The organism is Mesotoga sp. UBA5557 (genome assembly GCF_002425715.1).
GTDB lineage: Bacteria > Thermotogota > Thermotogae > Petrotogales > Kosmotogaceae > Mesotoga.
The window spans coordinates 18,220-41,210 of sequence record NZ_DIMV01000005.1 but is presented as its reverse complement, the minus strand read 5'-3'; the positions used below and the strand labels follow the sequence as shown (position 1 = coordinate 41,210).

Genomic DNA, 22,991 nt, shown 5'->3' with positions numbered 1-22,991 from the left:
TTCCTTCAGAATGGCTTGAACGAGAGTTGAATGATCATGATCCGGGTATATACAGATTCAGGTCCTTTGAAAGATTTGTGATCTCGACTGAGGGCATCCTAACAAGCTTGCCCGAATCAAATCCGAAAAAAATGAGATAGACTGATTCCGGTGCACCTGTCCTTAGGTAGGCGTCTTTTCCGACCATGATTGTGTACTTGGTCTCTACCTCTGGATTCTTGAAGTAGTAGAACTTCTCTTGAGAAAGGCCGGGTTTGAAATTCTTCTGAAAGAAATACCCAGAGTCAGTAGAAGCTTTTTTTATTCCAACCCAGATATCTTTGGTGCCCGTTACGAAAACCCTGAAATACGGTCTATCGCTCGCTTTCTGAGCCTCTGTGATTATGGCTTCCAGATCTATTGTTGTGTTCGAGAGAAAGTTCTTTGCAACTATATACTGCTCCAGTGTCCCTCCCGATCCAAGAAGTCTTTCAACACTTGCGAGCTTTGCCTTGAAATCATCTTCTATTGACAGCAACTCCTGATCATACTGCTTGCGCATTTGAGTAAGCTCGGCTTCCATCTGTCCAACTTTGTTGATAGCAATTAGTGAGAATATGAAACCGATTATCGCCGCCATTATCAGGAAAAGACCGATAGCGAGCGCAGGGGAAGTCCTTCGTCTCTTTGCCATTCTTCACCTCTTTCTCCCGCAAAAGAAGAGATGCTCGGAACTGGCAAAAGTCTCGCGGTTTCTGCAGTATTTGTATTCCCAGTCTGCCGCCGCGCTTATTCTTGAGGCCAGTGCCCTCTCATCATACGGATAGAAGGCAACTACCGATGCTGTGTCAATTAGATCGAACCCATTCTCGCTCAGGCGAAATTCTACTTCGCCCGGAAAGAAAGGTCTGGTCACAAAGACCTTTCTGCTGAGTGAACTATCTCCTATGGGGATCTCTCCACCTTCTATGAGAGCTTTGGCCATTGAATACTCTCCCCTTGAGAGGAAATCCTGCAAGAAGGCCCAAGCATTATCAACGGTAGCTATAAGTACCCCATCTTTCTTAAGTACCCTGCACGCTTCTTTGAGTACTTTCGTCGAGTCTTTGACATAAGAAAGAAGATCGCCCATTGCAAGAACGTAGTCAAAACTCTCCCCTTCAAATGGAAGGTTATCTGCGTTCGACCTGAGAAACCTCACGTTGAGTTCGGCTATCTCGGCCTTCATGGACGCGACCTTCAACATCTCTTCGGCGAGATCCACTCCTGTTACTCTATGACCTTCTTCTGCAAGATACAATGCCCATCTTCCTGTTCCAGTACCGATATCAAGTACCTCTCCCAAGGTCTCTACGTGGTCGGCCAGAAGTCTTTCAACAATGGCGTGGAAAAGCCTCCAGTAGGGTTCTTCGTACAAATAATCATATCTACCTGCAATTTCGTTATAGTATTCCCATGACTCCCTCAAACCGGCGCACCTCACAAGAAGAATTACGGCAAATGAGCAATTAACTATAGTATAATACATACTTACCTGGGATTCAGAAGTTTGTTGACCCATAAGAGGAAGTGCGATCTGTGAAGATCCCCATGAAACTTCTCGAAGAACCATTTGAACTCATTAGGACCAGCAGGAAGACTTTTGAAGTGAGACTCAACGATGATAAGAGAAAGAAGATTTCGGCCGGAGATGTAATTGTCTTTACAAAAATCAGTAGCGGAGAGACTTTGTAAGTGCAGGTCTTGGGGGTAAGATCATTTGCGACTTTGTGAAAAATTGTTTGATTCGTATGACGTTGAAAGACCCGGCGAGGGTGTTGATAGCTTGCCGAAGAGAATCAGATCTATATTTTCAGATAACGACGAACGGAGATTTGGTGTTCTTGCTATCGAAATTGAGCTTGTCTTAGGGACCTAGAATCGTACTCTCTTCCCTGAAAAACTCTCCAAGCTTCTTTCCCATATCCTTCACGAATGTGTTTATGTCCTTCGACCTCTTTAGGTACCACCAGAAGACCAGTATTCCGATCGTTGCGCCGATATTGTTATATATGAGATCAAGCATTGTGTCGTCGAGACTATTTTCCTGAGCCATACGGTAACCGGGATAACCGCCAAAGATCTTGTCGGAAATGAACTCACCTATTTCCCAAAATACACCTATCATATTCACAATTGATATTCCGGAGAGCCAGACCTTCCACCTAACTGCCTTTTGGGGAAGGTTCGACCAGGCGATCGCTGAGCCGAAAATAAACGGAAAAAGAAAAAAAGCCCCCCAGAATCCACCAAAAATGTGAAGGAAATCGTCGAAAAGGGCGAATTTGTTGTAGAATTCACGCCACAAGCCAAAGAAACTATGAAGAGTGAGGTGCATCAATATGAGAAACCGCGTCTCCTCGTAAATCGGAACTCCTGTAATACCCTGGAATATCCAGGTAGAGTAGCCCAAAAACGCCATGATGAGGTAACCTAGCATATGAGGTAGATGGAAATTGCCAAGAGATCCAAATACCGGTACGAAAAGTAGAAACGAGGAAAATATATTGATCCACTTAAGTGTGTTATAGAACTTTATGTTGGTTGACAGCATGGACTTGTTTAAAGTTGGTTTGTCGATTAGAGTCTCCCCAAAACTCCACGCGTATGCTCCAAGAATTCTAAGGACGTTCTTTAGAGTCATCAAAGGCCTCCGCAAATTGTCATTTTGTTCACATTATACACTTATACACAAACTTGCCGGTTCACTATCGATATAATTTAACATAGCAGTTTACAAGTGAAACAGACTGCGGATATTCGCGCTGCTTTGTCAAACTCATTTGTTAGACTATTCAAGAGGTGAGGTTATATGAATTCGAGAAAGAGCTTTGACTTCGATGAGTTTGCCACAATATACTCTCAGCACAGATATCCCAACGAGAAGTTGGTGGAGCACATTTTCAACAGAGTGCACTACGCCGACAGAATACTGGAAGCCGGATGTGGGACTGCTGATTACGTGAGCGTCCTATCAGAACTACTCTATGCGGATGGTTTTGGATTCGATATTAGTCCATCAATGATTTCCGAGGCCGAAAAGAAGAATCACACCGTCGATCTGAAAGTAGCTGATGCCAATAAAGCTTTTCCTTACGAGGATTCTCAGTTTGATTTTGTTTTTAACATAAATCTTGTCCACTACATTTCCGATCTTGAAAACCTCTTCATGGAGAGCTACAGAGTAATGCAAATCGATGGAAGTGTTCTCACGGTAACTGATTCATGCCAGGACATAGGAGAGAGAACTTTGACTCAGTATTTCCCTGAGACATTGGAGATAGACAGGGAAAGATATCCTGGAAACTCAGCTATAATGTCGGCTATGAAGAAGGCTGGATTCGAAGGCATCTATACTACAAAAGTGAAGACCACCTTTGAGTTCAAGAAGCAGCACTATGACCAATACAGAAGCAAAGCCTATTCGGCATTGAGATTGTTATCCGAAAGAGGTTTCAGAGAGGGAATGAAGAAACTTGAAGCGGACATGAACAAAGGACTTGTGATGGGAAGAAAGGCTTATACTCAGATTTGGGGTATCAAAGTAGCGAAGAGAGACTTCGATCTTCCAACGATATTTTCAACAAGCTTCGATGGCAGAGAAAGAAGCAGTTAACAGATGGAGGTATTGTTGTGAGGAAGACGGCGATTAATACTCTGGTCGTAGCTGTTGGTTCATGTTTCTTTTCGTCTGCTATGAGCGGCGGAAAATGAGTCACTTTCTCTGTTCTAAGTGCGGCCGGAGGTATCCTGCAGATACGAGGCAATTCAGGTGCTCATGCGGAGGGACATTCGATCTGGATTTTAGAGCTCGGTTTCCAGTGCATGAGATTGAGAAACGCTCTCACAATATGTGGCGCTATCGTGAAGCTTTACCAGTCGAGTTTGATTGCTCTATTGTCTCTATGTCGGAAGGGTGCACTGCGTTAGTCGAAGAGGTAATTGAAGGAAGAAGCGTTTTTATCAAGAATGACACACTGTTTCCGACGGGCTCATTCAAGGATAGGGGAGCAAGTGTTCTCATAAGCTATGCGCGCGAACATTCAGTGAAATCGGTAGTCGAAGATTCGTCGGGTAATGCTGGTTGCTCAATCGCTGCTTATGCGTCCAGAGCTGGTATGCGTTGTGAGATATTCGTCCCCGATAGCACATCTCAGAGCAAGTTGAACCAGATCGCGGCTTACAATTCGAGAGTGAAGTTGGTCAAGGGGTCTAGAGATGATGTGGCGAGGGAGATTCTCGAAACTGCAAGTATGGAGTTCTATGCTAGCCATGTATACAATCCATTCTTTCTTCACGGAACAAAGACATTTGCCTTCGAAGTATGCGAGCAGCTTGGTTGGAAGAGTCCAGATGCAGTAGTCGTTCCCGTGGGCAATGGGACACTTCTCCTCGGAGTGGCTATAGGATTTGACGAATTGCGTTCTGAAGGCGTAGTCAACAGAGTTCCAAAAATCATTGCGGTTCAATCGAAGAATTGCTCTCCTCTTTTGCAAGCGTTCAATAAGAAGTCTGATCTGCCGTTGCCCCTGAAGATCGAGAAGACCATTGCTGAAGGAATCGCAATTGAAAGGCCAGTTAGGGGAGCGCAAATACTAAAGGCCGTTACCAGAAGCAATGGAACATTTATTGGTGTTGCTGAAGACGAGATTGTTGAGGCGGGAATCGAAATGGCAGGACGTGGGTTCTTTATTGAACCAACTGCGGCAGCAACGATTGCAGGCCTTAAGAAGTATGTCACGTCTAGTAGTTCTCACGATTTGATTGTTTCAGTCTTCTCCGGTCATGGCCTGAAGACTGATCGATAACTCTGCGTACTTCCTTGGTGAGTGTCTTAGTTGAACGTGAGCCTGCTTTTCTCTCAGCTCCTTGAAGCAACTGAGATTCTACTGAGTTTTCTCGATTCGCCAAAGAAGCTTGAACTGGAAGTTCGAGTGAAGATCTTCATTCAGTCTCAGGTTAAGAAGCATCAAGATCACTGTCACTCTTCAGAGCTGCGGCTTGCGAGTCAATTATGAATCCAGGTAGAGATTGTGTTACGTTGACCACCCGATACACTGGTTATATAATTGAGTAAGGAGGTGGTTGAGTTGTTTTGGGATCCAACATTCATCATACTTATTCCTGCAATCATCCTGGCAGCTTACGCCCAGTTCACCGTCAGTTCTCGCTTTTCACAGTATTCGAAGATCAAGTCGAGCTTTGGATTCAACGGCACTCAGCTTGCTAGGCAGCTATTGGACAACGCCGGTCTACATGACGTCAAGATAGAGAGAATCAGAGGCAATCTTACCGATCACTTTGATCCGAGGAAAAAGGTGGTGCGTCTGTCTGATACTACCCACAACAGCACATCGATAGCTGCGCTGGGTGTGGTTGCGCACGAAATAGGCCATGCAATTCAGGACAAAGAAAAGTATGCACCTCTTGTTGTCCGAAATGCTGTTGTTCCCGTTGCCCAGTTAGGTTCTTCTCTTTCCTGGATAATTTTCATCATAGGTCTCCTCATGGTTTCTCAGATCCTGATAAGAATTGGGATAGTTGTATTCTCTGCGTTCGTGTTCTTTACACTGGTTACGTTGCCGGTGGAGTTCAACGCAAGTTCAAGAGCAAAGAAGCTGCTTTCGTCCATGGGGATGCCTTCGAATGAGCTTAAAGGCGTGAGTTCTGTTCTGGGAGCTGCTGCAATGACGTATGTGGCTTCTGCGGCCACTGCTATTTTTCAGTTGTTGAGAATGCTTATCCTATCTGGATCAGGAAGAGATTAATGCAGGGGGCACGTTCCATAGCCCTCCAGACACTATCCTTTTTTGATACTAACGGGTATATTTCTTTTAAGAAGGTGGAGATGGCACTCTCCACCCTTTCTTCGAGTGATAGGTCCTTTTGTGTGAACCTGATCTACGGAGTTCTTAGAAAGAGGATTCGAATAGACTACGAGCTCTCGCGGTTTCTGAGAAAACCCAACAAACTTCCTGTGGCGGTAAGGAACGCCTTGAGGATTGGTATATTTCAAATCATGTTTCTGGATACCGTACCTGAATATGCTGCTGTAAATTCTTCTGTGAATTTGGTGGGAGTAAGGGAGTTCAGGGGCCTCGTCAACGCAGTTTTGAGAAAGATTTCCGATACCGGCTATTCGAATAATCAGCCGCTGAATGTTTTTTACTCCCATCCTGAGTGGCTAGTAGAATACTGGAGAGAAGTAGAATGGATAGACGATGTCGAGGAGCTTCTCGAGTACAATCAGACACCTCCGACTCAAACAGTCCTGGCTTCAGGCAAAGAGGATGAGCTGATAGAGAAGGGTTTCATCTTTGACAAGAGTGAGTATTCTGAGCTTTGCACTGTCTTTCAGAAGGGAAGCTCAATTGAGAACCTAGAGACTCTGGATGAGGTCGAGTATATACTTACAGAAGTGGGAGTTCCTGTGGTCAAGCACAGTGGCAGCCTAACCGGCAGAATCAACGCAATGCCGTGGCTTTTTCATACGTTGACTCGGGACTCGCTTGATATTGCGTCCCATAAGGCCAAGACTCTTCTGAAGAGCTTCTCAAAAGAACATAACGATTTCATCTACTATAGTCAGGCGATCACCAGAGAAGAAAATGATATGGCTATTGGGGTTCTCGGTGAATTCGAATCAAGCAAAATGGGCCACTTCTTCTCGGAAAGGAATATAGTTGCCAGATTCGATGGAAGAGGGTACTGGTTGCAGCCATGGAAAGCTCCCCTTGTGTGTTATGTGGCAAGACTTAGGAGGAAGAAGTGAAGGACGTACTTTCTTTTAGTTTGGACGAACTAAGAGAGGAAATGCTTTCCTTAGAAGAAGCAACATTTCGAGCAAAGCAGATCTTTGACTGGATTTACAGGAAGAAGGCGGTGGACTATTCGGAGATGACAAATCTTCCCATTAGTCTTCGGGAAAGACTCTTCGGGCTTCTTCCCTTTCCGGTTATGGAAATGGAGGAAAGACAGGTGGCCGGTGATGGCACTGAGAAGTTCTTGTGGAAGCTGGAAGATCGCAATCACATCGAATCAGTGCTTCTGAGGCATCCAACTCATACTACGTTCTGCATCTCTTCACAGGTTGGTTGTGCGCTGAACTGCTCCTTCTGTGCTACGGGAGCCGGAGGTTTCGCTCGAGACCTGTCCGCAGGCGAAATTGTCGGCCAGGTTGTATTCATGGAAAAGATCAGTGATAAACCTGTTGACAACATAGTTTTCATGGGTATGGGAGAGCCTTTTCTGAATGAGGACAATGTATTTAAAGCGATAAGCATTCTCCACGACCCCGTAGGGAGAGACCTTGGAACGCGGCGATTCACTATATCAACATCTGGTATTCCAGAATCGATAAGGAAGTTGGCCGATTCGAAAATGGATGTTAGACTGTCAGTATCGCTTCATAGTGCAAGAGACGAACTAAGGAGCAAGTTGATGCCTGTTAACAGGAAGTACCCGTTATCAACTCTTAGAGAGGCTCTAGAATACTATCAGCACATCACTGGTAACAGGATAACCGTTGAATATGCAATGATAAAGGGAGTGAATGATTCCAAAGAAGAGGCGCAGCGCCTTGTGGAATATCTACGAGGGTTGAAGTCATTCATAAACATAATTCCGGTGAATCCCGTCAATAAGATCTACGACAAACCTTCAGAAAATGTAGTAGTTTCTTTTGTTGAAACTCTAAGAAAAGCAGGGTTTGAAAGTGCCCTGAGGCATGAAAAGGGAAGTGATATCGATGCTGCTTGCGGTCAGCTCAGGCAAAGAAGGAGGTAGGGCTTGGATAGAAGAAAAGGAGTAGTCGTTAGATTCGGAAGCAGAAATATGGAAGTAGTCGATAGCGAAACAGGAGGAAGACTTGTTTGCACCATGCCTGGGCGTTTTAGAATGCAGGGGATAAGACCTATTGTAGGAGATAGGGTTGAGTATACATTGAGCGGCAACGGTCAGGGTCGAATAGAAAACATTCTTCCCAGAGAGACTGAACTATTAAGACCGCGAATCTCCAATATTGAGCAGATACTTCTTGTACTATCGTTGAAGGAACCGGCTGTTCAGAATACAGTTACTGACCGTTTTCTAGTTCTGGCAGAGTTCGCAAGACTTCCGGTAGTAATAGTTGTAAACAAAGTCGATCTGCTGCACGGAGACGAAATAGAGGGTTTCTGTGAAATCTATGGAGAATACTACGATATCTGCCACGTCTCTTCAAAAGAGCAGATCAACATTGATAGGTTACGAGAGATTCTGAAGGGTAAGGTAAGCGTTATGGCGGGAATGTCTGGCGTTGGTAAGAGCAGTTTGCTTAACACGTTGAATCCCGGTCTAAAGTTGAGGGTGTCAGAAATATCTCGAGGTCTTGAGAGAGGGAGACACACAACATCGTATGTTGAACTGCTTCAATTCGAATTTGGAGGACTGATTGCTGACACTCCAGGTTTTGCTAATCTTGAAATGCCCGAGATAACTCCGGAAAACCTAAAGAGCTATTTCTTGGAGATTACTCATGAAAATGAAATGTGCGCATTTTCCGATTGCAATCATATTGATGAGCCCGGTTGTTATGTCAAGGAGCTGGTCGAAGCTGGGAGTATTCATAAGAGTCGCTACAACAGTTACCTGAATATGTATAATGAACTGAAGGAAAGAGAAAGAGAGAAGGGAGGAAGAAAACATGGCTAAGATATCTCCCTCTATTCTAGCTGCAGATCTTACAAATCTGGCCTGCGAAGTAAAAAAAGTACGCGAAGCAGATTTTCTTCACATAGATGTTATGGATGGAATGTTTGTCCCCAATATTACTTTCGGAGTGCCTATTATGGAGGCACTTGGAAGACTTGATCATCCTCCATTGGATGTACATTTGATGATAGAGGAGCCCTCAAAGTATGTTAAGGATTACGCATTACTCGGTGCCAAAAACCTCCACGTACATGTCGAGGGAAACTATCATCTTCACAGACTGCTTGGGGAGATAAGGGAGAATGGGGCTAACGCATTCGTTGTGCTGAACCCTTCAACGCCTGTTTCTTCGCTCGAAGAAGTGTTTTCCTTTGTGGATGGTATTCTGGTTATGACAGTCAACCCGGGCTATACAGGCCAGAAATTCATCCCCGAAGCTGCCGCAAAGATCGGAGCTCTCGACCGAATTCGTTCTGAAAAAGGTTTCTCATTCGTTATTGCAGTAGATGGGGGCGTGAGTCTGGGAAACGCGAAGGATTTGGTTGATCTGGGAGCGGACATTCTTGTTATGGGGGCAGCCGTATTTAGAGCGAAAGATCCATCGATTGTTGTAGAAAGGATTAGGGAGATTAGACGGTGAAGCTGTATCTTGTGACTTCAAATGAGAACAAGCTTAGGGAGGTGCGGTTACTTTCGCCGGAGAATATCGTGATTGATTCTATTGCAACTATTGTAACGGTTAGAGAGGTTATAGAGAATGCGGAGACCTTCATGGGTAATTCTCTTAAGAAGATCGAAGCATACAAGGAATTGGGTGTCCCTTTGCTTGCAGATGATTCGGGCCTAGTAATTGATTCTTTGGGAGGCTTTCCCGGGATTAGCTCAGCCAGATTCATGGAGGGTAGAGATTATCCACGAAAGATGGAGGCAATTCTGAACCGAATGAAAGGCAAAGAAGAAAGGACTGCCAGATTCATCTGTGCAGCCCTCTTCTATGATCCTTCAAGAGAGATGTTGCTTGGTGTAGAAGGCAAGGTTGAAGGTTCTATTGCCCTAGAGATTTCGGGAGAAGATGGTTTTGGCTACGATCCGATATTTATCCCTTCTGGTTTCTCCGAAACATTTGGTATCCTAGGCGATTCAGTCAAAAATGAACTTTCACACAGATCCGATGCATTTAGGAAGCTGTTTTCACTGGTCTCCCTTTATAACGAGAGACAATGAGCAGAATGACTCCAGCAAACAGCAAAGCAACTGAAACTACCTTGGCCGTTCTTATGTCTGTTTGACCTATGTAAAGGCTGTCGAGTCTCAGTCCTTCAATAAAGAATCTAACGATAGAATAAAAGATCATGTACAGCGCAGTGACTTCACCGTAGTTCTTCCTCTTACCAAGATACCAATAAAGAAAGGAAAAGATGGCGACATTTGCGAGGCTCTCGTAAAGAAAAGTCGGATGGAAAAACTCATCTCCAGAATACCCTGGCATCCGGTATCTTAACGGAACAAACATCTTCCATGGGAGCTCGGTAGGTGCGCCATAAGCTTCATAATTGAAGAAGTTTCCCCAACGTCCGATAGCCTGAGCCAGTGGCAAAACGGCAGTGAAGATATCCGTCGCCTGCAGAAAGGATAGCTTAGCCTTTTTTCTTAAAGTGACATACAAAAAAACCACAATCAGAGCTGCAAAGAAAGCTCCGTGGATGGCAAGACCACCATCCCATGTTCTCAAGATACTCCAGAAGTCGCCCCTGTAGATATCGAAATTGAACGCCACGTAATAGACTCTTGCGCCCAAAACTCCGAAAATAATCCCGATAAAGACTGCTTCTATCATGTAGTCTTCCTCTATTCCTTCTTTGAGACCCTGGTGTCTTCCTATAAGGTAAGCAACGATGATCCCTGCCGCGATCATCACTCCGTACCATCTGATTGAAAAGGGGCCGAGATTCTCGACTATTACTGGATTAAGTATTAACTCCCCGCTGAATACCGCTTTCAAAAGAAAAAACAACGCAACTACGGAAACAACAGCTACCGATATCAGAACTACTTTCTTCTTCATGTAAACCCCCTGTTTCCAGTTTTCGAAAGGCTTTGACTTCAGGACGTATTTCACTTAAGAAAAACTTGAGCATGCTAATCTTGAGAGGAGTCCTCGTGCAAATCAACGGCCTCCTGTTGCTCTTCTTCAGATTGGGGTTCCATTTCACTAATAGAAGCCTTTTCTACAACAGCATCCAGAACCTTGTTTCTGATGATCGTGGAAACGATATCACTTCTAACGTCTTCACGAGTGCTCACCATTTCTCTTGCTCTGTCGGCAGAAATCCCCCAATAAGGAGCCATCTCTTCAGCAATGGCTTCAATTTCCTCTTCTTCTGCCTCAAACCCTTCTTTGGATGCTATCTCATGAATGAACCTCGTCTTCTTTATCTCATCGAATACACCCTTTCTGAAGTTTTCGACAAGCTTATCTTCGCTTCCGGCTTGATTCAAGTAGTTCTCATAACTCTTATCCTTTTTCGAATTCTCTATTGTTCTCTGAACGAAATAATCAAGTGTCGAATCTGAGATCTCTATCTCTACGAGGTCGTTGATCTTATCCATTGCCTGTTGCCTGAGGAAGTCTTTCTGCCAATTGATGAAAGACTCCATTCCCTCCTTTTCGACGATTTCTCTGAGTTCCTCAAGAGAGTTTGCTTCAGCATTCACTGTCTTCGCAAATTCGTCATCTAGATCCAGAGGGTTCTTCTTAAGCACTTCCAAAATTCTTACAGAATAGAAGTACTCGTTATCAGAGTCTTCAAATGTTCTCGTAAACTCCACCGATTCTTCCTTTTTCTTTCCGATCACATTTTTCACTATAGGTCTATCGTCTTCTGGGGTGATATTCAGCTCCTGGACCTTCTTGTCAGCTATCTTCTTTCCATCTTTTTCAATAGTATACTCGATTTTGATTATGTCTCCATTCTCGACTGGGCCGTCCTTAGGTTCTACAATTGCGTGCTCATTCCTAAGTTCTTCCAGTCTGTTGTTCACATAATTTAGAACAACTTCGTCTTTCTTTGGTATTTTCAGCTCGAGGTTTGCATAATCGAGAATCTTGATCTCCGGATCTCTGTGAAGCATGACTTCGATGGTTGCTCCCTCTCCCTCCATCTTTTGATCGTTTATCACTGCAGGTATAAGAAGATTCTCATCCTTGATCGCATCTTCAATCTTGTCTGAAAGGACTTCGAGGACCATTTCTTCAAAGCTCTCTGCCAAAAAGTTCCTCACTATGTTCAGCGGTACCTTTCCCTTTCTGAATCCTGGTATTGAATATTGTTGGTTCACATATTTGGCTACATCCTTCTCTGCCTGCCTTACTTCTTCTGAATCAAAGGAAAAGAGAAATGTCTCAACATTCTTTTCCTTCTTAACGAAATTCTTTTCCACCGGTAATTACCTCCATTCAGTCGCAACCTGTATTTTTGCTGTCCAATTATACGTATCTGCCTGCTGTTCGGGGTTAAAGTGATGTTATATTAAAGGCTGTGATTACTGGAGTTCTATTAGCTCATACTTCAGGCTTTCCGGTTCGATTATTACCACTGTTGGTCTTCCTGTGAGGTAGCCGCAGCATTCCCCAGGATTGATTATAACTGGTTTGGAATCAAGTCTTATGTCAAGATTATGAGTATGTCCGTAAAGCAAGAAATCTGCTCTAACAGTATCTTTAAGCCCAAAAGGTTCATGCATCACAACCACGCGATAACCCTGGATCTCGGTTTCATTGGGGCCCTTCACTAATGAATCACCAAGCACCCTTTTTAAGCCAATCAACTCTCCGTCGTTATTTCCAACTACTACGTGGAGCTCCCCGCTGAACCTCAACAGCTCTTCTGCAGCAAACGGCGAAATAAGATCTCCGCAGTGAATAAGAACATCTACCTCGCGGTCTATTGCCACGCTTACAGCCTCGGAAATTCTTGTAATGTTGTCATGAGAATCCGACATTATCATCCATGCCATTCCCCACACCTCTTGGCATCTTGTATCGTTGAAAACTTAAGGTTAATCGAATACAATTATAACTGCACAGGGCCCATGGGACAAAGGGGTCCGATATGCATGTGCCTTCGGAGGTTTGATTGATTAAGAAGAGATTGGTAATTCGCTTCTGCTGTGGAGGTCTTCTAAGATTTCTTTCGCATCAGGAGACGGTTACGGCAATAGAAAGGACAATCAGAAGATCGAAATTGCCCGTTACTTACACTCAGGGATTCCACCCTCGGGTCAAAATAGGTTACTCTCAGGCAGTTCCAACAGGTGTGGCAAGTTTTGCGCATTATGTTTTCCTCGAGACAGAGACAGAAGTCTCTGACCCAGTGAAAGCCCTAGACTTTTCCTCTTGTTTCACTTTAAAGGCTCAGAAAGCATGGTATATTCCTTCGAGTTACACAAGAATAGATAATCTGATTGATTCCTACAGATTATCGCTTACACTTCCGAAAGAGCGCTATATTCCAGATTCATATGACAGCGAGCTCAAAGTTTCTAAGAAGACTAAGGGAGGTTACAAAGAATTCAGAGCAGGAGATGTATTTAAGGACCTCACAGTGACTCCCTTGAGAACCGTCTATATGGTAAAATATTCCCAGCCAATAGACTCAATGGTTTCAGCGGAGGAAATACTCAAGATTTTTTCGAAAGATGGTACCGCTTCTTACGAAGGGGTGTTTGTTTTTGTGGAGGAAGCTCTCGTAAAAGGGAAGCGAACTTCAGATATTCTGGATGAAATAGGAGGGATTCGAAATGTCTGGTCACAATAAGTGGGCGAATATTAAGCACAGGAAAGGCGCTCAGGATGCAAAGAGATCCAAGGTTTTCACGAAAATCATCAGAGAACTAATGGTTGCGGCAAGGGAAGGAGGATCAGATCCTAATACGAACACTTCTCTGAGGGCTGCTATAGAAAGGGCTAGAGGCGCGAATATGCCTAAAGACACAATGGAGAAGGCAATCAAGAAAGGCGCCGGAGAACTTGAGGGGCAAACGTTCTCCGAAGCTCTTTATGAAGGGTATGCTCCTGGAGGGGTAGCACTTCTTATAAGATGTCTTACTGATAACAAGAATAGGACCGCTCAAGAGATCAGGCATACCCTTTCGAAGTACGGTGGCTCTATGGCAGAGAGTGGCGCGGTTAGTTGGATGTTTGAAAGAAAGGGAATCATTACTGTCTCTAAAGAGCAGATTTCAGACCTTGATGAGTTCCAGCTTCTTGCAATCGAGGCAGGAGCCGAGGACATAAAAGACGACACCGATCCAATAGAGATTATAACCTTTCCTGATTCGGTATCTGATGTCAAAACGGCGCTCGAAGAAAACGGGTATTCTCTTTCTTACGAGATGAGCTATATACCAAGCAATAGTCTGAAGGTTGAGGGTTCAGAAGCGAGTAAGCTTTTTAAGCTCCTTGACATTCTTGAGGACAACGATGATGTTCAGGAGGTTTATGACAACTCGGATATTGATGAAGCCGAATTGGAGGCGCTTGCCGATCAGATGGGCTGATATGAACTGCCCGTTTAGGAGACACTTGGAGTGATAACAATTGCTTTCTCTTCTAGGAATTACCCTAGCCCTGATTCTTGATCAGGTAAGTAAGTACTTTGTTGAGAATGAAATGACGTATTTTCAGCGAATAGATTTGGTCGGCGACTTCTTCGGCTTGAGATATGTCAGAAATACGGGTGTTGCGTTCGGTCTATTCAAGAACCAAGAACCTTGGCTTCTGGCTCTTATAGCTGTTGCAATTGTCGTAACGATTGTGATCCTTTCTAATGCAAACTCATTGAAGTTGTCAAAATGGGAGTCCTTCTTCATTGGTCTGATTGCTGGAGGTGCGCTCGGAAATAACCTGATGGACAGACTGAGACTCGGCCATGTAGTTGACTTCTTCGAGCTGAGAGGGTTTCCCGCGATCTTCAACTTCGCAGACATGTGTATAGTGTTCGGTGCAGCATTGCTAACTCTTTCAGTATACCGAAGGGAGAAAAGTGCTTCAAGAGATAACAGTCTCCAGGCGTGAAGACGGCTGGAGGCTTGACAAGATAGTAGTTGAGAAAGCCCCTCCGTGGATTTCACGTACTTTTGTGCAGCGGCAGATTATAGAGTCTAAAGTTTTTGTTGACGGAAGAGCTAGAAAGCCGGCGTACAAGGTGAAGTCCGGAGAAATAATAACTTTCGAACTGCCGGACAAGCCCCAAATACTATCAGTAGAACCAGAAGATATCCCTCTAGACATAATATTCGAAGATAGAGACATAATCGTTGTCAATAAAAAGCCAGGTATTATTGTTCACCCTCTTCCAAGAAAGCAAACCGGCACACTTGTAAACGCTTTGCTTTATCATTGCGGAGATCTTCAAGGTATTGGTGGTGTAACAAGACCCGGGATAGTTCACAGGCTTGACAAAGACACTAGCGGCGTAATAATCGTTGCAAAGAATGATCTTGCTCATGTCTCCCTCTCCTCACAGTTCAAGAACAGACTGACCTCAAAAGATTATCTTGCTATCGTTAAGGGTAAGACACCCGCATCTGGCAAGATAGATTACTCCATTGCACGTCATCCCGTAAACAGACTTAAGATGTCAATAAATTGCAACGGTAAGGAATCTCTTACGAATTTTCGGACACTAAGGAACTTTTCTGAACTTGCCTCTTTAGTTCTTGTGAGTCCAAAAACTGGCAGAACTCATCAAATAAGAGTTCATATGAAAGAAAAGGGCTTCCCTCTTCTGGGTGATGCAGTCTACGGAAAGGCAAGAGATGACGAGATATTTGGAGTGAGAAGGCAGATGCTCCATGCACTAAGACTAACCGTCTTACACCCTCGTTCCGGGAGAAGAATGACTTTCTTGGCAACACTTCCTGAAGACATGAAGGAAGCGATAGTTAATCTAAGCGAATTGGTGGAGAAGAAGGCATGAAGACTGCTTTTCTAGTCACAAAGTACGAGTTATTCGGTTCTATCCTCGAGCTGGGCGAGACGATTGCTGAGTTGAAAAAAAACGGATATGAGAGATGTGTCATAGTCGACTCTTCATTGTCGTCTTTTGTGAAATGGTATACAGCGCTTTCCCGTGCAGGCATAGTAACTGTACCGGGTTTACACAAAGGAAATGATTATTGGATTGCCAGAAGCGAAACAGGGTTCAGAGAACTCATGAAAAGCGAGATTATCGAATCCGATGACTTGGTGCATGTTTTGGGAAAACCTCGCAATCTGGATCCCTCGTCAAAGAACCCAATCTGGGAGTGCCGTTATCTTGATCAAAATAGCGAAAGGTTCAGAACATACACATCCTTGGGGGATGTCCTCGAAACGTCCGACTACTCTTTGCCGGATGAAAGACGCTATCTGGATATGGAGAAAGACCTTGGCAAACTCCTTTCTGAATTACCTCAGGAGTTTGCTATACGGAAGCTGAATCACGTTTTTCCGGTTAGATCAAAGCCTGAGGATTTCTCCGCGTTGCTCGAGAAAATAATCGGATCAAAGAAACTTGGTGCTAGTTACGCTATAAGACTTGAAAGGGAACTTTCGGTGATTCTGGCAAAGGGAATTCAAGATTATTTCATGACTGTCTCAAAGATCGTTGAGATAGCAAAGACCGGTGGTTGTTGGATTGGCCCTGGAAGGGGATCGGCCGTTGGTTCACTTGTAAGTTATCTGCTTGGGATAACACGTATTGATCCCGTTGAAGAAGAACTTTTTTTTGAAAGGTTCTTGAGTTTGAAGCGCGAAGATCCACCAGATATTGATCTTGACGTTGATGATGAATCGAGGCAAGCACTTCTAAGGAGTTTGAAAGACCACTTTGGAAGCGATCATCTATGCCTCATTAGGACGGCATCTACTTACGGATTCAAGGGGGCGGCTCGGGAAATTGGCAGAAAGCTCGGTATTGATGGTCAAAGAATATCGAGGCTAATCGAGTGGAGCAAAGAAGGGCAAAGATTTCCCTACGCGTTTGAAGGGGATGTTGACATGAAACAGCTCTTTGATATGTCAAGAAGCATTGTAGGTCTGTACTCAGGTTTTTCAATTCATGCAGCGGGCCTAATTCTGTCTGATTACCCTATTTCCGGATTGATTCCACTCGATTCAAGCGGTGATCTTCCTGTCTCTCTATGGGATATGAATTCTCTCAGCGTCATGGGTTTGCAGAAGATCGATCTTCTGGGACTCAGGAACCTTTCGCTTCTTAAGAAGATGGCGAAGGGCAAGGAGCCCTGGCATTCTCCTACGAACGATGCTAGAACGTACGAAATACTGGAAAAAGGCTACACTGCCGGCGTGTTTCAGCTCGAGGCCCCGTACGCCACGAATGTTGTTAGATCAGTCAAACCTATCTCGTTGAAAGACTTGTCGATATCGATCGCCCTCAATAGACCTGGGCCAATCAAATCGGGAGTCACGGAACGCTTCCTCAGACTATCCAGAAATCCCTCTGATCTGGAAAGAATTAAAAGAAAGGTTCCAGTGCTTGCGGAGACCGGTGGTCTTCTAGTTTATCAGGAACAGGTTCTCAAAATCGCTTCCAGTTTGCTTTCTCTTGAAGCAGACGATGGAGAGCTTTTGAGAAGAGCTCTTTCCAAGAAAGACAAAGAGGTTGTGAATAGCTTGTTCAGAGCTTCACCAGGGTACAGCAAACTCACTCCTGAAAGAAGAGAGAAACTGCTGTCCTTCCTTATGGACTTCGCTGGATATGCATTCAACAAGTCTCACAGTCTAAGTTATGCAATGATCTCTTATTGGTTGGCATACTTCAAAGCGAATCACCCCGAAGTCTTCTATCCGCTTATCTTAGTTGAATTACCCAGAAACTCCCTCACACGCATTGCAGCTGAGATAAGAGACAGGGGATTTTCATTACGTACAGAAGATAGATCAGTGCAAAGTCGAGATTATGTGACAGTTTCGATTCCTAGACTGCTAAATATCGACTACTTAAAACCGGTTCCAGACGAGAATTCCTTTTTCACTTTTGTCAGAAACAACAGGTCCCGTTGTCAGGCGAGGGACCTGGAAAAACTAATAAAGAGTGGCTACCTCGATCGCTTTGGTCCAAGAAACGAGTTGTTGAAGAGAATGAATGATGCACTGGCCGGAGTTAATCCAGAACTGAAATCGATTCGTTCGGTGTTCGGGTACAAGGAAGATGAACAAGAAGCAAGGGAGAGCGATACAGATATTGATAGAGCGATGATGGAAGTTGAAGTTCTTGGTTTCAATTTGACGGAGATACAGCCGCCGGACATTTCCCGAAGACCGACTGATTTCGAACTAACAACGGCTCTTGCACGTTTGAGAACGGGAATCGCTGCGTTCAAAAGGATAGACTACCTCGGCAGAAGCTTTGTAACTGATGGGAGGTCCTTTGTGGAGATAGCCGGGCAAGCCCCTCTTCAGGGTTATGCGCTGTTCAAGAGCGGGACACCAATGGAAATGAAAGAGCGCGTTACAGAGGTGAACAGAGTTTTCCACGGTCAAATTGATAGGAGGTTTCTTGCTGCAGGCTCCGATTGCGAAAAAGTAATAATCAAATCTAAAGGCTCTCAGACAGTGGTCCGCAATGCAAAGCCTTCGGAAATTGACTCAGATGAGATAATCTGGAAGTAGTACATGGAGGAGATAATGGAGATCTATTTCGTCAGGCACGGAGAAACTGAGTGGAATAACAGCAATCGCTGGCAGGGAAGATCGGATATTCCACTTTCAGAAAGGGGCAGGAACCAGGCTATACAGACTGGAGAGTTTCTCAGGAAGATCGGTCTAAGACCAGCGGCGCTTTATGCCAGTGACTTGAAGAGAGCAAGAGAGACGGCAGAGATTATTGGTCAAATTCTCAGGATCAAGCCAATCGTCAATCCGGTCCTCCGCGAAGCCGATGTTGGTTTGTGGAATGGCCTGGAAATTAGCGAGGCTTTCAGAAGTCACGGCAATCTAATTGAACATTGGCGAAAGGATCCGTGGGCTAACATTGCAAAAACAGAGTCCCTTGGCGAAGTACAGAGAAGAGCGGTGAGCTTTCTTAAGTTCGCATCAACCGCTTTCGCGGGAAAACAGGTAGTTGCCGTCTCTCATGCTTTGCTTATAAGGACTGTCATCTGCTACTCAATGGGCCTGCCTCTGGAGAACCATTATAGACTCTCAATGCACAACTGTTCAGTGTCTTCGATCATTGTTGAGAGTGGGGAAACAAGGGTTCATGAACTGAATCTCTGGCGTCATCTGGAAGAAGAGTAGGTATTATGAATTTGAGAGTGAACTTCGTTCCCCGTGTCCTTGACGAACAAACCGATATCGCAGTTGTAATTGATGTCTTGCGGGCGACCAGTACTATCACGACGGCGCTTCATCTTGGCGCAAAAAAGGTGATTCCTGTGGAATCGGTCGAGGAGGCTTTGGAGTGCAGAAAGCGGAATCGCGAGGTGCTTCTTGGAGGAGAGAGAGGATCGATGCAGATAGAGGGATTCGATCTGGCAAACTCCCCAGTTGCTCTCTGCAAGAAGATGATCTTTGGAAAAGAGTTGGTTATGACGACAACGAATGGGACAAACGCTGCACTTTTGTCGAAACGTGCGGGAAGGCTTGTTGCTGCCTCCTTTTTGAATCTTGAAAGTATAAACGGGTTTCTTGAGAGTGAAGGCGGCAGGATTGAGCTCCAGTGCGCCGGCTCTAGTGGAAGAGTTTCACTTGAGGATGTCTTGCTTGCGGGTGCAATTGTATCCGGATTGGGAATGGGTTGTACCGATGATGGTTGCTCGTTAGCTTCGCTCCTGTATGAATCGGCCAAGAGTGATTTGGAGAGCTTTTTCATTAAGAATGGCTTTCACGCGAGAAGACTTCTCTCTCTAGGGTTTGGTGATGATATAAGCTTTTGTGCTAGAATCAACATGTACAATCTTCTCCCGTTGTGGCGGGACGGTGGGTTCGTACGGGGGTAGTTTAATGGAGTTTGTTTCAAATTTCTTTTTTGTTATCGCGATGGGAGCGCTCTTTCTGTCACTGATTTTCTTCGAAATTGGAACTAAGAAGGTGCGTAGGCCGAAGAGCGAAGTGAAGCCTGAAGATTACAAACCTTACGATAGGAAAGGCTGGTATTCTCTGTTGGCAGCAGGAGGGTTTCTAGGTCTATCTTTGTTGTTTGCATTGATTTTCTGAAGGTCGAGGGGGTTGATTGAATGCCTAGCAAGCTAGCAGTTGACAGCATCATCTCGAAACTGCCGGGGGTGCACAGCGCCAGAATAGTTTATGACGAAAACGGCGAAATGGTCGAGATTCACGTTTTGGCGGACATTTCCAAACCGGCAAAGCAGTTGGTAAGAGATATTGAAACGGCAATATACGCTTCAACGGGTGTCAAGATCGATAGGAAGATCGTCTCTATTGCACAGATATCCCTGGATTCAGACGATGAAGAGGAAGCTTCGGTTGTAAGACCTTACCAGAAGGAAGAAGTCCAAGGTTACAACTTCCAACTTAAAAGCCTCGAGACGCGCGCAACGATGCGAAAACTAGACATAACGGTAATGCTAGATTATGAGGGAAGAGAACTTGAGGGTTCGTCAATTGTAGACATTGGTGACGACGAGAAGTACATGGCAATCGTGGAATCAACGGTTGCAGCAATAAGGGATGTCATTCCAAGTTTCAGAATAGAGTTCATCGAAAAACTGGAGTACGGGATGACTGAGATTGTAATGGCGGTAGGTTCTGCATTGGTAAATGGAAAGAGAAAGAGAGAAGCCGGCGCTAGACTGTGCAAGAAGGACAGTCTTAGCGATTTCGCGCTAGTGGTTCTCGAGATAATCAATAGGATCTAAATGAGGATACTGACTATAACTTTGGAGGTGCTCCAATGGATTTGTCGCACTTTGTCTCTTCTGTAACGCCTTCGGCGACCTTGGAATTCAACAAGAAGGCGTTGGAACTCGCTCGATCAGGAGAGGATGTTGTAAAGTTCACTGCAGGTGAACCGGATTTTCCTACTCCCCGCCCAATTGTCGATGCAGCAATAAAAGCTCTCAATGAGGGAAAAACGAAGTATACGAACGCCGCTGGAATAGATGAGTTGAGAAAGGCGATAGCTCTGAAACTTCAGAAGGAAAACAACATGACTTACTCACCCGAAGAGATTGTTGTTGCGAACGGTGGAAAACAAGCTATCTACAACGTTCTGAAGGCTTTGCTCAACGTTGGCGATGAGGTGATAATCATTTCGCCTGCTTGGGTAAGCTATGAGGCGCAGATTCTTCTCTGCGGTGGTGTACCGGTCACTGTGCAGGCTGATGTTGAGAGAGACTTCATTCCTGAGATCAACGAAATCGAGAGTTCTATTACCGACAAAACGAAAGCGATTATGATAAATTCTCCGAACAACCCGACCGGGGCAATCTATCCAGAGAGTTTCCTAGAGGAACTGGCAGACCTTTGCATAAAGGAAGATCTCTTTGTCATCTCTGATGAAGTGTATGAAAAGCTTGTATTCGATGCTTCTCACTTATCAATAGCCTCGATGGATGGAATGAAGGAACGTTCAGCGGTCATAAACGCTTTCTCCAAGACATACGCAATGACGGGCTGGAGAGTAGGCTATTCCGCCACATCCACTAAGCTGGCAAAAGAGATATCTAAAATCCAGAGCCACCTTGCATCAAATGTTAATACTATAGCTCAGTATGCAGCCTTGAAGGCGTTTGAGGTCGATACCTCTTCCATGGTTGAGGAGTTTCGGAAGAGAAGAGATTTGGTTGTATCAAGGCTTTCTGAGATTGGACTCAAATTCAGCAAGCCTGCGGGAGCTTTTTATGTATTCATAGATATCAGACCATACCTTGGCCGAAGGTATGTGAATTCCAACGAATTTGCTCTTGGGCTTCTCGAGGAGCAGAAAGTGGGAATGGTTCCGGGAAGTGCGTTCAGTTGCGAAGGCTTCATAAGAATGTCTTACTCCAGTTCGGTTGAAGAACTGAAGAAGGGAATTGACAGATTTGGGAGATTTCTCAAGGCGATTTGACTAGCGGCCAGTCCAGTCCAGGCTCCATTTAAACGATTGAGTTAGAAGCTGGACACTTTCTAGATCGGATTTTGAAAGGTCGTCCAGCATTCTGTTCATAGCATCTCTAAAGGCGTATTGTGTGTTTCCTGAACGGATCTCCATGAGACATTCTACAGTAGCTGCGAACTGATCGGCTGCCCACACGATTCTGCCTTCCAATGATTCAAATGGATCCAGCATTCTGAGTTTAAGCTCTTTGATAAGTTCATCGGGCATTCCGACCAGCAGGTTCTCGGTAACCATCTGCTCTTCAACTTGAGCGATCACCTCATCAAATCCAGGGACTTTCTTCTTTGTTGGTGTGATTATGTCACCGGTCATGCTTTCTGGAATGTCGTGCAGAAGGGCGCGTTTTACAGATTCAACGGGGTTTATTGCAGTGCCTTTCTCCTCCTCAATACAGGAAAGAATGTATGCAGTTATTGTAACATAGGATGAATGGGCTGCTACAGTGGTTGGAACGTTTCTATTCAGCCGATTCCAGCGGACAGCTCTTAACAGAACGATCAAAGCGTTAGTGTAGCGTTCAAGCCATGGGGTATCCATGATAAGGCGGTAAGGTTCGAAGTCTCTGAAGATTTCGATTCGTTTCTCGAGACCTTTCAATGGTCGGCTGAAGAAGTCCGGGAAACTCCTTGCATGTAGGCCCGCCTCTAGTCTGGCAGACAAGAGATCTCCCGTCTGGATTATTTTGCCCTCGACAGAATCATCTTTTGAATTGACCATAGACAGATAGAATGGGTTGTGCCGTTCTTCGGGCAAGTATTGAACGATTTCCTCAACGGTTCTCGAAAAAACATCGTTCCATTTATCTGGTGAAAGAGATTTTATCAGAACCTTGGTGTCAACAGAGATGTCGGAAAGAAGGCATTTTGGCAGTTCCTTCAAAACCAGTCTCTGAAAGAGTTCCTTCTGGTTGATATCGAGACCACTCAGCCTGGCCATCTCTGACATCAGTAAACTGTATTGGGCTGAGATGAAGGCATTCTCTGCTTCGTTAGTCCTTAGAAGAGTGGGTGTGTTGTTCCACCTATACATTGTGAAGAGATTTGTTGCGAGTTCTAGTAGCTTCACGTATCCTTGAAACACGGAGACACCTCCCCAGCAGGGTCAAAGATCACACTGATACAATTATAATTGTTGTGGTGAGTAAAATAAAGTCTT

26 protein-coding genes are annotated in these 22,991 nt (G+C 44.7%); 19 read left to right on the top strand and 7 right to left on the bottom strand.

Features of this window, described 5'->3' with window-relative positions:
- Nucleotides 1-34: 34 nt before the first annotated feature.
- Nucleotides 35-673, bottom strand: coding sequence for a hypothetical protein (locus tag B3157_RS00465; RefSeq protein WP_214060838.1), 639 nt, complete (start codon nt 671-673; stop codon nt 35-37).
- 3 nt (nt 674-676) lie between these two features.
- On the bottom strand, nt 677-1,507 hold the full coding sequence (locus B3157_RS00460) for a class I SAM-dependent methyltransferase (RefSeq protein WP_292587963.1): 831 nt from the start codon (nt 1,505-1,507) through the stop codon (nt 677-679).
- A 50-nt stretch (nt 1,508-1,557) separates the two neighbouring features.
- On the opposite strand from B3157_RS00460, the gene B3157_RS00455 reads away from it, so the two are divergent.
- Nucleotides 1,558-1,713: a DUF3850 domain-containing protein gene (locus B3157_RS00455; RefSeq protein ID WP_214060839.1), complete on the top strand. Its 156-nt coding sequence runs from the start codon at nt 1,558-1,560 to the stop codon at nt 1,711-1,713.
- 172 nt (nt 1,714-1,885) lie between these two features.
- Here the strand turns inward: B3157_RS00455 and B3157_RS00450 are convergent, their stop codons facing one another.
- Nucleotides 1,886-2,662 (bottom strand): hypothetical protein, encoded by a 777-nt coding sequence (locus B3157_RS00450; RefSeq protein WP_292587961.1) that lies wholly within the window; start codon nt 2,660-2,662, stop codon nt 1,886-1,888.
- Nucleotides 2,663-2,830: 168 nt separating this feature from the next.
- Between B3157_RS00450 and B3157_RS00445 the strand changes: the two genes are divergently transcribed.
- The 8 genes from B3157_RS00445 (at nt 2,831) to rdgB (ending at nt 9,933) form a co-directional block, all read left to right on the top strand.
- Nucleotides 2,831-3,634: a class I SAM-dependent methyltransferase gene (locus B3157_RS00445; protein WP_214060833.1), complete on the top strand. Its 804-nt coding sequence runs from the start codon at nt 2,831-2,833 to the stop codon at nt 3,632-3,634.
- A gap of 205 nt (nt 3,635-3,839) precedes the next feature.
- The gene (gene thrC, locus B3157_RS00440; protein ID WP_292587957.1) at nt 3,840-4,826 is read left to right on the top strand and encodes a threonine synthase; all 987 of its coding nucleotides are present in this window, start codon (nt 3,840-3,842) and stop codon (nt 4,824-4,826) included.
- 282 nt (nt 4,827-5,108) lie between these two features.
- Nucleotides 5,109-5,786: a zinc metallopeptidase gene (locus tag B3157_RS00435; RefSeq protein WP_214059745.1), complete on the top strand. Its 678-nt coding sequence runs from the start codon at nt 5,109-5,111 to the stop codon at nt 5,784-5,786.
- Nucleotides 5,786-6,790 carry a transcription antitermination factor NusB gene (locus tag B3157_RS00430; protein ID WP_292587954.1) on the top strand — a complete coding sequence of 335 codons (1,005 nt, stop codon included), beginning with the start codon at nt 5,786-5,788 and terminating at the stop codon, nt 6,788-6,790. Before B3157_RS00435 ends, B3157_RS00430 begins: the two co-directional genes overlap by 1 nt.
- Entirely contained in the window at nt 6,787-7,803 is a 1,017-nt protein-coding gene (gene rlmN / locus B3157_RS00425; protein ID WP_214059747.1) for a 23S rRNA (adenine(2503)-C(2))-methyltransferase RlmN, read from the top strand. The genes B3157_RS00430 and rlmN overlap by 4 nt, the downstream gene beginning before the upstream one ends.
- 3 nt (nt 7,804-7,806) lie before the next feature.
- The gene (gene rsgA / locus B3157_RS00420; RefSeq protein WP_292587952.1) at nt 7,807-8,709 is read left to right on the top strand and encodes a ribosome small subunit-dependent GTPase A; all 903 of its coding nucleotides are present in this window, start codon (nt 7,807-7,809) and stop codon (nt 8,707-8,709) included.
- Nucleotides 8,702-9,349 carry a ribulose-phosphate 3-epimerase gene (rpe, locus tag B3157_RS00415; RefSeq protein ID WP_292587950.1) on the top strand — a complete coding sequence of 216 codons (648 nt, stop codon included), beginning with the start codon at nt 8,702-8,704 and terminating at the stop codon, nt 9,347-9,349. The genes rsgA and rpe overlap by 8 nt, the downstream gene beginning before the upstream one ends.
- Entirely contained in the window at nt 9,346-9,933 is a 588-nt protein-coding gene (gene rdgB / locus B3157_RS00410; protein ID WP_214078128.1) for an RdgB/HAM1 family non-canonical purine NTP pyrophosphatase, read from the top strand. Before rpe ends, rdgB begins: the two co-directional genes overlap by 4 nt.
- Here the strand turns inward: rdgB and lgt are convergent.
- The 3 genes from lgt to B3157_RS00395 form a co-directional block, all read right to left on the bottom strand.
- A complete protein-coding gene (gene lgt, locus B3157_RS00405; RefSeq protein WP_292587947.1) occupies nt 9,887-10,774 on the bottom strand; it encodes a prolipoprotein diacylglyceryl transferase in 888 nt (295 codons plus the stop codon). The two genes, rdgB and lgt, sit on opposite strands and share 47 nt — an antisense overlap.
- A gap of 74 nt (nt 10,775-10,848) precedes the next feature.
- On the bottom strand, nt 10,849-12,150 hold the full coding sequence (gene tig / locus B3157_RS00400; protein WP_214078130.1) for a trigger factor: 1,302 nt from the start codon (nt 12,148-12,150) through the stop codon (nt 10,849-10,851).
- 102 nt (nt 12,151-12,252) lie between these two features.
- Nucleotides 12,253-12,726: a metallophosphoesterase gene (locus B3157_RS00395; RefSeq protein ID WP_292587944.1), complete on the bottom strand. Its 474-nt coding sequence runs from the start codon at nt 12,724-12,726 to the stop codon at nt 12,253-12,255.
- Nucleotides 12,727-12,845: 119 nt separating this feature from the next.
- Between B3157_RS00395 and B3157_RS00390 the strand changes: the two genes are divergently transcribed.
- The 10 genes from B3157_RS00390 to aspC are packed head-to-tail and all read left to right on the top strand — an operon-like array spanning nt 12,846 to nt 21,785.
- Nucleotides 12,846-13,526, top strand: a complete 681-nt coding sequence (locus B3157_RS00390; protein WP_292587942.1) for a TIGR03936 family radical SAM-associated protein — start codon at nt 12,846-12,848, stop codon at nt 13,524-13,526.
- On the top strand, nt 13,510-14,268 hold the full coding sequence (locus B3157_RS00385) for a YebC/PmpR family DNA-binding transcriptional regulator (protein ID WP_214059753.1): 759 nt from the start codon (nt 13,510-13,512) through the stop codon (nt 14,266-14,268). Before B3157_RS00390 ends, B3157_RS00385 begins: the two co-directional genes overlap by 17 nt.
- A gap of 40 nt (nt 14,269-14,308) precedes the next feature.
- The gene (gene lspA / locus B3157_RS00380) at nt 14,309-14,785 is read left to right on the top strand and encodes a signal peptidase II (RefSeq protein WP_292587940.1); all 477 of its coding nucleotides are present in this window, start codon (nt 14,309-14,311) and stop codon (nt 14,783-14,785) included.
- Nucleotides 14,754-15,689 carry an RluA family pseudouridine synthase gene (locus tag B3157_RS00375; RefSeq protein ID WP_292587938.1) on the top strand — a complete coding sequence of 312 codons (936 nt, stop codon included), beginning with the start codon at nt 14,754-14,756 and terminating at the stop codon, nt 15,687-15,689. The genes lspA and B3157_RS00375 overlap by 32 nt, the downstream gene beginning before the upstream one ends.
- Nucleotides 15,686-18,385 carry a DNA polymerase III subunit alpha gene (locus B3157_RS00370; RefSeq protein ID WP_292587935.1) on the top strand — a complete coding sequence of 900 codons (2,700 nt, stop codon included), beginning with the start codon at nt 15,686-15,688 and terminating at the stop codon, nt 18,383-18,385. Before B3157_RS00375 ends, B3157_RS00370 begins: the two co-directional genes overlap by 4 nt.
- A 15-nt stretch (nt 18,386-18,400) precedes the next feature.
- Entirely contained in the window at nt 18,401-19,012 is a 612-nt protein-coding gene (locus B3157_RS00365; protein ID WP_292587933.1) for a histidine phosphatase family protein, read from the top strand.
- 5 nt (nt 19,013-19,017) lie between these two features.
- Nucleotides 19,018-19,713 (top strand): 2-phosphosulfolactate phosphatase, encoded by a 696-nt coding sequence (locus B3157_RS00360; protein WP_214060465.1) that lies wholly within the window; start codon nt 19,018-19,020, stop codon nt 19,711-19,713.
- A gap of 4 nt (nt 19,714-19,717) precedes the next feature.
- Nucleotides 19,718-19,930: a hypothetical protein gene (locus tag B3157_RS00355; RefSeq protein ID WP_099828883.1), complete on the top strand. Its 213-nt coding sequence runs from the start codon at nt 19,718-19,720 to the stop codon at nt 19,928-19,930.
- Nucleotides 19,931-19,950: 20 nt separating this feature from the next.
- Nucleotides 19,951-20,592: a hypothetical protein gene (locus B3157_RS00350; RefSeq protein ID WP_214060466.1), complete on the top strand. Its 642-nt coding sequence runs from the start codon at nt 19,951-19,953 to the stop codon at nt 20,590-20,592.
- A 35-nt stretch (nt 20,593-20,627) separates the two neighbouring features.
- On the top strand, nt 20,628-21,785 hold the full coding sequence (gene aspC, locus B3157_RS00345) for an aspartate aminotransferase (protein ID WP_214078137.1): 1,158 nt from the start codon (nt 20,628-20,630) through the stop codon (nt 21,783-21,785).
- Here the strand turns inward: aspC and B3157_RS00340 are convergent, their stop codons facing one another.
- Nucleotides 21,786-22,916 (bottom strand): HD domain-containing protein, encoded by a 1,131-nt coding sequence (locus B3157_RS00340; protein ID WP_214061284.1) that lies wholly within the window; start codon nt 22,914-22,916, stop codon nt 21,786-21,788. It lies immediately after the preceding gene.
- Nucleotides 22,917-22,991 lie beyond the last annotated feature (75 nt).

Coding starts and splice junctions, on each gene's coding strand:
- B3157_RS00465 (WP_214060838.1), bottom strand. CDS start 673: ATGGCAAAGAGACGAAGGACTTCCCCTGCGCTCGCTATCGGTCTTTTC.
- B3157_RS00460 (WP_292587963.1), bottom strand. CDS start 1,507: ATGTATTATACTATAGTTAATTGCTCATTTGCCGTAATTCTTCTTGTG.
- B3157_RS00450 (WP_292587961.1), bottom strand. CDS start 2,662: ATGACTCTAAAGAACGTCCTTAGAATTCTTGGAGCATACGCGTGGAGT.
- B3157_RS00445 (WP_214060833.1), top strand. CDS start 2,831: ATGAATTCGAGAAAGAGCTTTGACTTCGATGAGTTTGCCACAATATAC.
- B3157_RS00430 (WP_292587954.1), top strand. CDS start 5,786: ATGCAGGGGGCACGTTCCATAGCCCTCCAGACACTATCCTTTTTTGAT.
- rpe (WP_292587950.1), top strand. CDS start 8,702: ATGGCTAAGATATCTCCCTCTATTCTAGCTGCAGATCTTACAAATCTG.
- lgt (WP_292587947.1), bottom strand. CDS start 10,774: ATGAAGAAGAAAGTAGTTCTGATATCGGTAGCTGTTGTTTCCGTAGTT.
- B3157_RS00395 (WP_292587944.1), bottom strand. CDS start 12,726: ATGGCATGGATGATAATGTCGGATTCTCATGACAACATTACAAGAATT.
- B3157_RS00385 (WP_214059753.1), top strand. CDS start 13,510: ATGTCTGGTCACAATAAGTGGGCGAATATTAAGCACAGGAAAGGCGCT.
- B3157_RS00370 (WP_292587935.1), top strand. CDS start 15,686: ATGAAGACTGCTTTTCTAGTCACAAAGTACGAGTTATTCGGTTCTATC.
- B3157_RS00365 (WP_292587933.1), top strand. CDS start 18,401: ATGGAGATCTATTTCGTCAGGCACGGAGAAACTGAGTGGAATAACAGC.
- B3157_RS00360 (WP_214060465.1), top strand. CDS start 19,018: ATGAATTTGAGAGTGAACTTCGTTCCCCGTGTCCTTGACGAACAAACC.
- B3157_RS00355 (WP_099828883.1), top strand. CDS start 19,718: ATGGAGTTTGTTTCAAATTTCTTTTTTGTTATCGCGATGGGAGCGCTC.
- B3157_RS00350 (WP_214060466.1), top strand. CDS start 19,951: ATGCCTAGCAAGCTAGCAGTTGACAGCATCATCTCGAAACTGCCGGGG.
- aspC (WP_214078137.1), top strand. CDS start 20,628: ATGGATTTGTCGCACTTTGTCTCTTCTGTAACGCCTTCGGCGACCTTG.